The sequence below is a fragment of the Devosia sp. ZW T5_3 genome, from assembly GCF_044987315.1.
Lineage (GTDB): Bacteria > Pseudomonadota > Alphaproteobacteria > Rhizobiales > Devosiaceae > Devosia.
Window position 1 is genome coordinate 56,928 of the sequence record NZ_JBJDRE010000009.1, and the last position, 11,847, is coordinate 68,774.

Consider the following 11,847-nt stretch of genomic DNA (forward strand, 5'->3'; position numbering starts at 1 on the left):
ATCCTGATCCACGGACGGGCCGGCAATGGTCGAAATTCTTGGGTCGATTGGCCGGTTTCGGCGCGTGATTAATAGGTCGGGTGGACCAGCCCCGGATTGTGCAGGCGGGTGAAAGCTCCGTTCTCGAAATGCAGGTGTTCATTGGCGACCGCCGCGAAGTCGAATTCTCCATCCGGAGTACGCAGGGTGCCGGTGATGGCGTTGACGCTCATGCCGATCAGCCCGGTAGCGGCGCCGGCGCGGTCGGTGATAATGCGGACTCCCTTGGGGGCGTGGAACAGCAATTCGCCATCGCGGTAGGCGGTGGAGTGAGTCCGGGTGTTGATCAGCTCGAAATGATGGCCGTCGACGGTCCGGGCATAGGCAGTTTCATGCGCCACGTCGCGGTGCTCGATCTGGTAGGGGACAAGGCCGGTGAACCACAGCGCGCCATCCGGGCGCGGCTGGATGCCGCTCAGCCGCTCGACGAAATCGAGCAGGCACAGGATCGAGGGCGAATAGGTCTCGGTGAAGCCCTCCCGTCCCGTGAAGGGATGCAGCGTTTGAGCAAAGCGAGTCGAGCGGAACTGCGCCGACAGGGTCGGATAGAGAATCCAGGTCAGCTCGACATGGCGGTGATGATGCTCGAAGGCATGCGGGGTGCGGATCAGGGTCAGGAAATTGGTGGGACCGCACCAGCTATTATAGTCATAGGCCGGGTCGAACCGTGGATCGTCGAGAGCGATCGAGGTGAGAGGGTATTTGGCGAAGAATTTGCGCGTGTTGAGCAGGTAGCGGCTCAGAGCCTCGGCGAAAAAGCTGTCGTCGCCCACTTCGCAGGCGAGGACCCGCAACAGTACATCCGACTGCACGCGCACATGCTGGCCGTTGCGGTCGCGATCGTAGAAGAAGCCATCTTCGGGGTGGAAACACTGCTCGAACAGGGTCGCAATGCTCTGCTCGGCCCTGGCGCGCCAAGGGGCCGGGTCCTCGCCCAATTCCTCGGCCATGCGGGCTAGGTACAGGCGCTGGCAGGCCACATTGGCGGTGAGATCGGGCGCTATGAAAGGCAGTACCGGATTGTCGGGATTATACGCCTTGGTGTCGTTGTTGAATGGGGAATCCGGCACATGCCAGAAACGGGCGGACAGATCATGGCCGGTGTCGAAGGCACAGAAGGCTTCGACGGCGCCGGTCTTGCATGTGTCGCGCCACTCGGCCAGCCAGGCATCATAGGCGGCCATGGAGCGGTACATTTTGGCCAGGTACGCCTTGTCGCTGCCGTTGAGGCTGTAATGGGTCCAGACCGAGCGGGCGAGGGGGGAGACGAGCTGGATCTGGGAGAAGACCGGCCCGTTCGGCGTCAACTTATAGGGCAGGAGGCCATCTTCGCGCTGATGCTCGGCAAAGGCGGCAAAAGTGGCGGCGGCGATGGAGGGCACGAAACGGGACAGCAATTCGGCATTGATCGTGCCGGTGCTTTCCAGCCAACAGCCGTGATAAATGCCGCCCTCATGCAGAATGGGTTGTTCACTGCCGGTGGGCTTGATGCAGGCTATGAGCTCGGCCACCGCGTCGTAAAACCGGTTTTCCATGGCCGGTGAGGACGCGGTGAAGGCGACGCCAGAGCGCGCGAATTCGGCAAGAATGGCGGCTTCCCACGGGTTGTTGTCGGTCGTTACCCGTTGCGTCACATCGATCGCGCGCAGCTTGTTCAGCAGCGAGGATGTTTGGGTGTGACTATCGGCGCCAAAATCCATGCGTCGTTTCCGGCAAATACCGGTCCCCTCCCAGGCGTCCGTTGTGGATCGGCCTGCAACAATACCCGGCGGACCGGGTCAAAAAGCGGGAGCGATGGAGGGGCAAGGACCAATCCATCAACCGTGACCGCACAGCTGAGATCGACGAGGGGTCCTGCGGAAGGTCGAAACGAGCAATGGTCCGTGTTTATCCGGTCAAACCAAAGACGTTCCGCGTAGCGCACGCTTTACCAACATACCGTGGCTGGGCTGCTCGAGCCCATGACGTGTCTCCGGCCATTCAGCGGGAATTTATCCGCCTTCGATACTTGTATGGTAGATTTGGCCGCGGAACTTGTCAATCAAAGGCTATGGATGACGGGGCGGCTCCCTTACTCACCCCGTCAGCGGGCAATAGGAGGCCGGGCAACCTTGGCAAACAGGCGGTAGAAGTTGTCCGTAGTATAGCCGGCGACATCCTCGACTTCATCGCCGCGCAGTTTTGCGAGCAGCTCGGCTATCTTGGATAGGTTGGCCGGCTCATTTCGATCGGTCTCGAACGGCGCTGGGGACATCGAAGGCGAGTCGGTTTCGAGCAGGATGCGGTCGCGTGGAAGGCTGCTCGCGGCTTGGCGGATGTGATCGTTGCCTTCATAGGTCAGGAGGCCGCCAAAGCCGAAATAGCCGCCGAGTTCGAGGGCGGTTGCCATCAAAAGCGGTCCACCTGAAAAGGCATGCACTACAAAGGGGAACGGTTTTACGGCGGTGGCTTCCTGCAGTATGGCCGCCATGGTTTCGTCTTCGCGCACCGAATGGATTACCAGTGGCAATTGCGTTTCCTGAGCCGCCGCAAGATGAGCGGCGAAGACGGCCATTTGATTTGTCCAATCAGCCGTCCCATAGACCCGGTCGAGCCCTGCCTCGCCGATCCCGACAACCTTGGAATGGTGGGTGAGTGCAACGATCTCTTCGGTCGTTACGTCTTGCTCCTCGTCGGAAAAATGCGGCAGCGTGCCCACCGTACAATAGACATTGTCGTGCATCTCGGCGACGGCACGGACCCGGCCGAAGTCGCGCACCTTTATGCCGATAGTGAGATAGGTTTCGATGCCGATTGCTGCCGCCCGCGCCATTACCGCCGATCGGTCATGGGCGAATTCATCGAAATCGAGATGCAGGTGGCTATCGACAAACATGAGTGCTTACTCGGCCTTGTTGCGTTGGAACGGCTGCCCCAGTGCGGCCGGATCGCGCACTTTCCCGGCAAATCCGATCAGCACCACGATGGTCAGCAGATAAGGCAGCATGACGAGGAACTGATAGGGAATGCCGGTGCCCGCATTCTGGCCGCGCAGCTGGAAGGCGTCGGCGCCCCCGAACAGCATGGCAGCCAGCAGGATGCCCCAGGGGTGACGGCGGCCGAGCAGCAGAATGGCCAGGGCAATATAGCCACGGCCGGCGGTCATGTTGTCAAGGAACAGGCCGGTGGCGCTCAGCGACAGGAAGGCGCCGCCAAGCCCGGCAAAAAGCCCGGAAACCACGAGGCACCAGGTGCGCGTCCGGCTGACCGATATGCCCAGCGTTTCGGCCGCTTCCGGGTGCTCGCCGACGGCGATGATCGCCGTTCCAATCGACATGCGTGAGAGCACGATCGCCGCCACGGCAACAAGGGCGAGCGTCAGGTAAACTAAAATACTTTGCTGGAAGAGCAGGGGGCCGAGCACCGGTATCTGGGATAGCCCGGGTATCTCGATGGGCGGGAAGGGTTGGATCCGTGGCGCGTTGGTTCCCGTGCCGAAGGCCGCGCGAAAACCATAGCTGGTGACGCCCACCATCAGCAGGTTGATGGCTATGCCAACCACGACCTGATTGCTCGACAGGCGCACGGTATAGAACGCCATCACCAGCCCGAGCACGGCGCCTGATGCCATGCCGGCGGCAACGCCGAACCAGAGGCTGCCCGAGACGAAGGCGGCGGAAAAGCCGACAAAGGCACCAAGCAGCATCATGCCTTCCAGCCCGATATTGAGCACGCCGGCGCGCTCGGCAAACATGCCGCCCAGTGCAGCAAGCATGATCGGAATGGCGAGGCGCGTGGTTGCCTGCAGGAAGCCGGCGGCGATCGGGTCAGTCAGATAGTCGACAAAGGTCATGTTCAGGCCACCGGCTTGCGCTTGGCCAGGAAATCGAAAGCACCGCGCCCGATGACGAACAGCACGACAAGTCCCTGTATGATGGTGGTCAATGTGCTCGGCACGCCCGAAGCGGTCTGCATACTGGTGCCGCCGACCTGCAAGGCCGCAAAGAGGATGGCCGCGGCAAGCACGCCGATGGGATTGGTGCGCCCGAGCAAAGCAACGATGATGCCGGTATAGCCGAAGCCTGGAGAGAGGTTTTCGATCATGCGGCGTTGCACGCCGACCACTTCCATGTAGCCTGCAAGCCCCGCCAGTGCGCCGCTGACGAGAAATGCCGAGATGGTGATGGCGGTGACCTTGTAGCCGGCATTGAACGCAGCCCGCGCATTGAGCCCGACGACGCGCAGCTTGAACCCCCAGGTCGTGTGCCAGAGCGCGAAATGACAGCCCGCGACGGCGAGCAGCGCCAGAAGAAATCCGAAATGCAGGCGTGTTCCTTCGATCAGCGCGGGAAACCGGGCATTGCTGGCAAGCCGTTCGGTCTGCGGTAGGTAGCCCGCAGCCTCCTGCAAGGGGCCGCGCAGCAGGAAGGAAACGAACAGGATGGCGATATAGTTGAGCATGATCGTCGTGATCAGCTCATTGGCGCCGAAGCGCATCTTCAACGCGCCGGCCAGTAGCGACCAGAGTGCGCCAACCACCGCGGCTGTGACGATCATGGCCGGGATGACGACCAGCGGCGGCATGTCCGGCAAGGCAAGGCCGACAAAGGCAGCAGCAGTTGCGCCGAGGAAAAGCTGGCCCTCGGCCCCCAGGTTGAAGGCTCCGCCACGGAAAGCGATGGCGATGGCGAGGCCGGTAAAGATCAGGGGAATAGCGCGCAGCAGCGTTTCGGCAAGACTGTTCCACGAGCCGAAAGCACCGTCGAGCAGCGCCAGATAGGCCGTGAGCGGATTGGCGCCCCAGGCGATAATCAGGATGGCGCCGATAAGCAGCGCGAGGACAATGGCCACAAGACTGGACAGCAATGCGCCACTACCTTTTGGCAGCAGACGCGAAAGCGGTGGCATAAGGGATTCGGTTTTGGTCGCGCTCATGCCGCCTGTCCCGTCATCATGGCGCCCAGACGATCGAGCGTGACGTCGCGGCGCAGGATTTCTCCCACGACGCTGCCGGCAAACATCACCACGACACGGTCCGATAGCGCGAGAATTTCATCCAGCTCGGTGGAGACCAGCACAATGGCGGCGCCGCGCGCCCGCTGGGCCAGCAGTTGCTCATGCACGAAGGCCGTGGCGCCGATATCAAGGCCACGCGTTGGTTGCACGGCAATGATCACCGACGGCTCGCGGCTGAGCGCCCGACCGAGCACCACCTTTTGCTGGTTGCCGCCAGAGAGCGTCAGGATGCGCTGGTCCGGCCCGGTGCAACGGACGTCATTGACCGCAATCAGTTCTTCGCTGAACGAGCGAATGGCGCCATGGGCGAGAATGCCGCCGTTGGAAAAGGGGCTGTGGGTGACCTGTTCGAGAACGGCATTGTCGGCGATGGAAAGGTCGACAAGGGCGGTGCGCTGGCGATCTTCGGGAATGTGGGAGAGGCCGAGCGCGATTCGCGAACTGGGGCCGGTGCGGCTGACGTCGATCAGGCTTTCCCCCCGGCGCAGGCTTACAATTCCCGAGGTGGGCGCGATAAGGCCCGCGAAAATCTCTGCGAGCTCCTGCTGCCCATTGCCGTCAACGCCGGCTATGCCCACGATTTCTCCCGCATGGGCGGACATCGAGACATCGCGCAGGCGCTCGACGCCCCGCTCATTGCGAAACGTTACGCCGGCAGCCACCAATACCGGCCGGCCAGGTGTCTGCTCCCCCTCGACTGTGGGCAGGGTCAGGTCGTCCCCGATCATCAGCCGGGCCAGTTCGGTGGGATTGGTGTCGCGCGTCGGCATGCTGGCCATCAGCCTGCCGTGGCGCAGCACGCTGACCTGGTGGCTCAGGGCCATGACTTCGTTGAGCTTGTGGCTGATAAAAACAATGGCCGTACCGGCATCGGCCAGCATGCGCAGCACGCGGAAGAACCCCTCGACTTCCTGCGGCGCGAGCACGGCCGTGGGCTCGTCGAGCACAAGAATGCGGGCGCCGCGATACAGCGCCTTGACGATCTCGACGCGCTGCTGGCTGGCGACCGAGAGATCGCCGACCCGCGCATGCGGATCAACCTTGAGGCCATAGCGTGCGCCGATCTCCTCGATCTCGCGAGCGACCTTCTTGAGATCAGGGAACAAGCGGCCGGCCCTGTCGATGCCGATCGAGACATTCTGGGCGACGGTGAGGGTGGGGACCAGCATGAAATGCTGGTGCACCATGCCAACACCCTTGGCGGCGGCATCGAGCGGGGAGGCGAACTTCACCGGCACCCCGTCAATGGCAATACTGCCCTCCTGGGGGACCAGCAGACCGGCAACCACCCGCATCAGCGTGGTCTTGCCGGCGCCATTCTCCCCGAGCAGGGCATGGATCTGGCCGCGCGCCACGGCAAAATCCACCGTGTCATTGGCGGTGAAATTGCCGAAGCGAACGGTGACGCCGCTCAAACGGAGCGGCGTCTCATGCTGAGAGATGGCGTTGACCAAGTTACTCGACCATCGAGGTGTCATGCGGCACGACGAAGTCGCCGGCCTTGATTGCCTCGAATTTGGCCTCGGCAGCCTTGAGGACTTCCGGGCTGATATTGGCGTCCAGGCCATGGAAATCGGCAAGCCGGATCGAGCCTTCCTTGATGCCGTAGCTCCAGGTCTTGCTCTCCCAACGGTCTTCGATCACCGACTTGGCCGCCTCAGTGACGAGCGGTCCGAGGTCCCACAGGACACTGGTCAACACGGCTTCGGGACCGAGATGGTTCTGGTCCGACACTGCGCCGATGACCAGCACCTTCTTTTCCACCGCGGCGTCGATGACGCCGACCGACTGGGCGCTCAAAACGTCCGCACCTTGCTCAACCTGGGCAATGGCGGCTTCCTTGGCCTTCGGGGGATCGAACCACGAACCGAGCCAGGAGATCATCACTGTGACGTCGGGATTGACTTCCTTCGCGCCGGCAGTCCAGGCGTGGTAATTGGCGAGCATGTTGGGCGCCGGATTGCCGCCTACCCAACCGATAATGCCGGACTTGCTGGCGCCGGCCGACAGCATGCCGGTGAGATAGGCCCCCTGATAGTCGGGATTGTCATAGGTGCCGACATTGTCCGCCAGGTTCTGCGCGGTGCCGGCCATGAAGTCTACGTCCGGAAAATCTTCCGCAACGGCCAGCGTCGCGTCGCCGTAGGAGAAGGAGTGGGCAAAGATCAGCCCATAGCCGCGCGAGGCGTAGTCGCGCATGACGCGCTCGGCGTCTGCATCGGCGACGTTTTCGCTGTAGGCGACTTCGATGCCCAGATTCTTGGCTGCCGCCTGCAGGCCTGCATAGCCGCCGGCATTCCAGTCATTGTCGTTGATGGGCCCGGGCAAGATCATGGCGACCTTCAACGGGTCGGCCGCCCAGGCGACGCTTGCCAGAAGCGGCGCGCTCGCCACGCTTAGAGCCAGCGCCGCCAGCAGTTTGAGGCGCCTACGCTTGGAAATCATCATCGGTTTGTCGTTCATCAGTTTGAACCTTTATCCCTTGCAGCGGCCCCGCCGCCTGTTCTTTTCGCCGGTATTCCGGCCCCTCTGCCGCAACCGTCTGACTTCCCACGCGACAGGGACTATGAAGTTTTGATTACCGGCCGTCCATAGAAATTTTCTCTTCGGAAAATCCTATGCAGCGCCGGTAAATTCTTGCATGTTTCCTTGCAGTAGGCCCGTATGGAGTTTGCATTTTTCTGTACGGAAAATCAGTTTGGAGCAGTCATGGATCGCGCCATTGTCGTTGCAGCAGCCCAGATGGGACCGATCGCCCGCTCCGCAACGCGGAAGGACGTGGTGCTGCGTCTGTTGGCCGCCTTGCGACAGGCCCATGCCCGTGGCGCCGAACTTGTGGTGTTTCCCGAACTGACGCTGACGACGTTCTTCCCGCGCTGGCATCTGACGGATTCGGCCGAGATCGAGGCCTTTTTCGAAACCGAGATGCCGGGGCCCGAAACGCTCCCGCTGTTCGAGGAAGCCAGGAGGCTTGGGGTCGGCTTCTATCTCGGCTATGCCGAGCTGGCCGCGGAGGAGGGGCGTACGCGGCGGTTCAATACGTCCATCCTCGTGGACCGCGCCGGGCGCGTAGTGGGGAAATACCGCAAGGTGCACCTGCCTGGCTATGACGCGCCACAAGCCGGACGCAGCAGCCAGCATCTGGAAAAATACTATTTCGAGCCCGGAAATCTGGGCTTTCCCGTGTGGCGCAGCATGGGCGCGGTCATGGGCATGTGCATCTGCAACGATCGCCGCTGGGCCGAAACCTACCGTGTCATGGCCTTGCAGGGCGCGGAGATGATTCTCCTCGGCTACAACACGCCGGACGATCATACCGGCAATTTCGATTTCGACAGCTTGACGGGTTTTCATCACCAGCTCTCGGTGCAGGCCGGGGCTTACCAGAACTCGACCTGGGTCGTGGCAACGGCCAAGGCCGGCAATGAGGAGGGTTCGCGCATGATCGGCCAGTCCATGATCGTCGCGCCATCGGGGCAGATCGTCGCGATGGCAACGACGACCGACGACGAAGTCATCACGGCCCGCTGCGACCTCGACATGGCGGCGCTTTACCGGCGGACCATTTTCGACTTCGCACGCCATCGCGAGCCCGACAATTATCGCCTGATTGTCGAGCGCAAGGGCCCGGTGGCGCCACCGCAGGAGCCGTGAGCATGAGCGACCCCCTCGTCAATCGCCGCCCCGCCGCCGAGGCGAGCCAGGAAACCGCCGTCGCGCGCATCCTTTCGGACCTGCGAAAGGCCAATGGCTGGACGCTGTCGGAAGTGTCAAAGAAGACCGGCGTTGCCATTTCGACCCTGTCGAAGATCGAAAATGGCCAGACCCAGCCCGCCTATAGCGTTCTGACGCGGTTGGCGACCGGGCTCGAAATCGACTTCGTCGATCTCCTGGGGGGCAGCGTCCATCCCCGTTTTTCGGGTGCCGCCCGTGCTATCACGCGGGCAGGGGAAGGCACGCGCTTTTCCAACGATATGGGCCTGTACGAAGCGCTCGGTACCGACCTTGCGGCCAAGTCGCTGCAGCCCATGCTGATCGATGTCCTGCCGCGCTCTCCTCAAAGTCCCAACGTGCGCAGCGCCCATCGTGGCGAAGAATTCGTCTATGTCCTGGCCGGACCCGTGGTCTTCGAGATGAACCCCTATGCGCCGGTGGTATTGGCAACCGGAGACTCGGTCTATTTCGATGGCGCCATGGACCATGGTTTTCATGCTGTTGGCCCCGAAACGGGACGCATTCTGTCGGTCTGCTTTGCGGGAACGGACCTGAGTTCCAATTCAGGCGTTTCAGAATGATCAATTCCAGGTTCGAAGCCGCTATTCGCCAGCTCAAGATGGTCTGCTAGCTCGATGCATCACCCACCTCGCGACCTACCCGACCTGCCGGGTTTTGCCGGCTTTGAGCGGATTGCCACCCCCGCCGTTGTGCTCAACGGCGCCGTCATGCGCACCAATATCGAGCGCATGCAGGGGCTGGCGGCGGGCCAGGTCGCACTGCACCCACACATCAAGACGCACAAGAGTATCGACCTCGCTCGCCGGCAGATCGCTGCCGGAGCCGCTGGCGTCACTGCTTCCCGCGCAACAGAGGCCCGCCACTTTATTGCGGCGGGCATTCCGGTCGTCACCATTGCCTATCCGATCATCGATGCCGCGATCGCCACTGACTTGCTCAAGCTCGCATCGCACCATGAGGTCTGCTTGCGATTTGTCATCGACAGCCCGAACGGCGTGGCGGCGCTCGCTCAAGCCAGCCGGGAAACCGGCCTCAAGGGACAGGCCTTCATTGAAGTCGACGTGGGCCTTAAAAGGTGCGGCGTTGATCCGGTCGGTGACGAAGCGCTGACACTCGCCAGGTTGCTCGCCGCCGAAGGCATCGACTTCGTCGGTTTGCTGTCCCATGCCGGCCACTCCTACGGTGCCGCCGGCGCCGCCGAAATTGCCGACATTGCCGCCGCCGAACGCGGGCTGCTGCTCGGCCTGCACGACCGGCTCACCAAAGCGGGCTTTGCCCCCAGCCAGCTTTCGGTCGGCAGCACGCCCACAGCCTTGTGCAATGCCGGCTTCGAGGGGCTGACGGAGTTACGGCCGGGCAATTACATCTTCCTCGATCTTACGGCCGTACGCCTGGGCATCGCCCGCCGAAGCGATCTGGCGCTTGCAGTTGTCGCCAGCGTGATCTCGGCCAATGAGCGCTATGCCATTATCGATGCCGGTTCAAAGACGCTGAGCTCCGACATCGGGCCACACGGCACCGGCGCAGGCACTGGCTTCGGCGAGGCGTGGCTGGCGGATGGCCGCGGGCCGCTTCGCGTGGAAAAGCTGTCCGAGGAACATGGTTTCCTTGACTGCGCCGGCGTTCGTCTGGACATCGGCACCAAACTGCTAATCCTGCCCAACCACGCCTGCCCCGTGGCCAATCTGGCCTCCCAACTCACCGAACTGGTGGAGGGGAAAGCAATGCGGATTTCCGTCGACGCCTGATGTCGTGATGATGACGAAGAAGTATATTGGCGATCCCGGCAGGACTCGAACCTGCGACCAACAGCTTAGAAGGCTGCTGCTCTATCCAGCTGAGCTACGGGACCCACGCGCCATCCCTTTAGCCTATCATTGCGCCGGGGAAAACTGCTTTGCGGACATTGCCCAAAGCTAGTTGAAATCCCGCGGCGAGGCGGTGCTAGCCCGGATGATGAGTTCGGATTTCAGAATGCGCCGCGTCGGTGTGCGCTCGGCTGTTGGACCCTCGAGAATGTCCAGCAACAGGGCCGTTGCGACCTTGCCCATATGGTAGCGCGGCTGCCGCATCGTGGTGAGGGCAGGGGAGAGATGCTGGGCGACGGCAATGTCGTCAAAGCCCACCACCGACACATCGCGCGGGCAGTCGATTCCCGCCTGGCGCAGCCGGGAGATGAAGCCGATCGCTGTTTCGTCATTGCCGCAGAACATGGCTGTCGGTCGCTCGTTGAGCGCCAGCCAGGATTCGGCTGCACCTATGCCGCCGCCAATGGTGTGGTCGCCTTGCCAGATCCAGTCTTGGCGGATCGGCAGATTGGCCCGCTTGAGCGCCCGCTCGAACCCGGAATGCCGCTCGCTGACCACATTGGGCGTAGTGCGGCTGCGCACGGTGCCGATTCTTTTGTGGCCCAACTCGATCAGGTGCCGCGTAGCGGTGTCAGCCGCATCGCGATTATCCGTCATCACCAGATCCAGCGGTGCATCGGGAATGTCGTCGCAGGATAGCACAAGCGGGCGATTGCCCCGCACCAGCGGCAGATCCTGCAGGGCTTCTAGATTCAGCGTCGCATCGAACAGCAGCAGCCCATCCGCGCGGTTGGAATAGAAATAATCCTTGAGGCCAAGCGTCGGATCGCCGCCCAGCCTGTTGGCCACCAGCACGCCATAGCCGCGTTCCGCCGCGTCTTGCACCACGGCATCCAGAATCGTCGAATAGAACGGATTGCCGATATTGGGGATGGCGATGAGAATGGTTTTGGCAGCCCGCAGGCGCAGCGAGCGCGCCATCTGGTTCACGGTATAACCCGTCTCCACAACCGCCGCCGTAATGCGCTCCCGCGTTGCCTCCGAAACCCGCTCCGGCGACGTCAATGCCCGGCTCACCGTTGCCGATGAAACCTCAGCTACACGCGCAACGTCTTGAATTGTCGGCGTTTTCTTGAATTCGTTCATCGCCGTTGGCGCCTCTCCCTCGCTCCCTCAGACTTTGGTCTAATTCGATCTTGACAGAGACGCAACAAGTAGCCGAAGGTTATTATATCGATTGCACACCGTCTGAGGATGTGGCGATGCAATC

General features: G+C 62.1%; 10 protein-coding genes and 1 tRNA gene. 3 read left to right on the plus strand and 8 right to left on the minus strand.

Annotation, left to right across the window (positions count from 1 at the left end):
• Positions 1-68: 68 nt before the first annotated feature.
• The 6 genes from ACI3KW_RS12715 to ACI3KW_RS12740 form a co-directional block, all read right to left on the minus strand.
• Positions 69-1,739 carry an MGH1-like glycoside hydrolase domain-containing protein gene (locus ACI3KW_RS12715; protein ID WP_404848391.1) on the minus strand — a complete coding sequence of 557 codons (1,671 nt, stop codon included), beginning with the start codon at positions 1,737-1,739 and terminating at the stop codon, positions 69-71.
• Positions 1,740-2,122: 383 nt separating this feature from the next.
• The gene (locus ACI3KW_RS12720) at positions 2,123-2,914 is read right to left on the minus strand and encodes a TatD family hydrolase (RefSeq protein ID WP_404848392.1); all 792 of its coding nucleotides are present in this window, start codon (positions 2,912-2,914) and stop codon (positions 2,123-2,125) included.
• 6 nt (positions 2,915-2,920) lie between these two features.
• Positions 2,921-3,871 (minus strand): ABC transporter permease, encoded by a 951-nt coding sequence (locus tag ACI3KW_RS12725; protein ID WP_404848393.1) that lies wholly within the window; start codon positions 3,869-3,871, stop codon positions 2,921-2,923.
• A gap of 2 nt (positions 3,872-3,873) precedes the next feature.
• A complete protein-coding gene (locus ACI3KW_RS12730; protein ID WP_404848394.1) occupies positions 3,874-4,953 on the minus strand; it encodes an ABC transporter permease in 1,080 nt (359 codons plus the stop codon).
• Positions 4,950-6,449, minus strand: coding sequence for an ABC transporter ATP-binding protein (locus tag ACI3KW_RS12735; RefSeq protein WP_404848395.1), 1,500 nt, complete (start codon positions 6,447-6,449; stop codon positions 4,950-4,952). Before ACI3KW_RS12735 ends, ACI3KW_RS12730 begins: the two co-directional genes overlap by 4 nt.
• 40 nt (positions 6,450-6,489) lie before the next feature.
• The gene (locus tag ACI3KW_RS12740) at positions 6,490-7,497 is read right to left on the minus strand and encodes a BMP family protein (protein ID WP_404848396.1); all 1,008 of its coding nucleotides are present in this window, start codon (positions 7,495-7,497) and stop codon (positions 6,490-6,492) included.
• A 246-nt stretch (positions 7,498-7,743) separates the two neighbouring features.
• On the opposite strand from ACI3KW_RS12740, the gene ACI3KW_RS12745 reads away from it, so the two are divergent.
• The 3 genes from ACI3KW_RS12745 to ACI3KW_RS12755 are packed head-to-tail and all read left to right on the plus strand — an operon-like array spanning position 7,744 to position 10,517.
• Positions 7,744-8,688, plus strand: a complete 945-nt coding sequence (locus ACI3KW_RS12745) for an N-carbamoyl-D-amino-acid hydrolase (RefSeq protein ID WP_404848397.1) — start codon at positions 7,744-7,746, stop codon at positions 8,686-8,688.
• Between the two features lie 2 nt (positions 8,689-8,690).
• Entirely contained in the window at positions 8,691-9,329 is a 639-nt protein-coding gene (locus ACI3KW_RS12750) for a helix-turn-helix domain-containing protein (protein ID WP_404848398.1), read from the plus strand.
• Positions 9,330-9,383: 54 nt separating this feature from the next.
• Entirely contained in the window at positions 9,384-10,517 is a 1,134-nt protein-coding gene (locus ACI3KW_RS12755) for an alanine racemase (RefSeq protein ID WP_404848399.1), read from the plus strand.
• Positions 10,518-10,544: 27 nt separating this feature from the next.
• On the opposite strand, the gene ACI3KW_RS12760 is transcribed toward ACI3KW_RS12755, so the two are convergent.
• A tRNA-Arg gene (locus tag ACI3KW_RS12760) sits at positions 10,545-10,621 on the minus strand.
• A 64-nt stretch (positions 10,622-10,685) separates the two neighbouring features.
• Complete coding sequence (locus ACI3KW_RS12765) at positions 10,686-11,723, minus strand: LacI family DNA-binding transcriptional regulator (protein WP_404848400.1); 1,038 nt, start codon at positions 11,721-11,723, stop codon at positions 10,686-10,688.
• Between the last annotated feature and the right edge of the window lie 124 nt (positions 11,724-11,847).

Bases quoted from the DNA above. Each gene is read 5' to 3' on its own strand.
- ACI3KW_RS12715 (WP_404848391.1), bottom strand. From the start codon at position 1,739: ATGGATTTTGGCGCCGATAGTCACACCCAAACATCCTCGCTGCTGAAC.
- ACI3KW_RS12720 (WP_404848392.1), bottom strand. From the start codon at position 2,914: ATGTTTGTCGATAGCCACCTGCATCTCGATTTCGATGAATTCGCCCAT.
- ACI3KW_RS12725 (WP_404848393.1), bottom strand. From the start codon at position 3,871: ATGACCTTTGTCGACTATCTGACTGACCCGATCGCCGCCGGCTTCCTG.
- ACI3KW_RS12730 (WP_404848394.1), bottom strand. From the start codon at position 4,953: ATGAGCGCGACCAAAACCGAATCCCTTATGCCACCGCTTTCGCGTCTG.
- ACI3KW_RS12740 (WP_404848396.1), bottom strand. From the start codon at position 7,497: ATGAACGACAAACCGATGATGATTTCCAAGCGTAGGCGCCTCAAACTG.
- ACI3KW_RS12745 (WP_404848397.1), top strand. From the start codon at position 7,744: ATGGATCGCGCCATTGTCGTTGCAGCAGCCCAGATGGGACCGATCGCC.
- ACI3KW_RS12750 (WP_404848398.1), top strand. From the start codon at position 8,691: ATGAGCGACCCCCTCGTCAATCGCCGCCCCGCCGCCGAGGCGAGCCAG.
- ACI3KW_RS12755 (WP_404848399.1), top strand. From the start codon at position 9,384: ATGCATCACCCACCTCGCGACCTACCCGACCTGCCGGGTTTTGCCGGC.
- ACI3KW_RS12765 (WP_404848400.1), bottom strand. From the start codon at position 11,723: ATGAACGAATTCAAGAAAACGCCGACAATTCAAGACGTTGCGCGTGTA.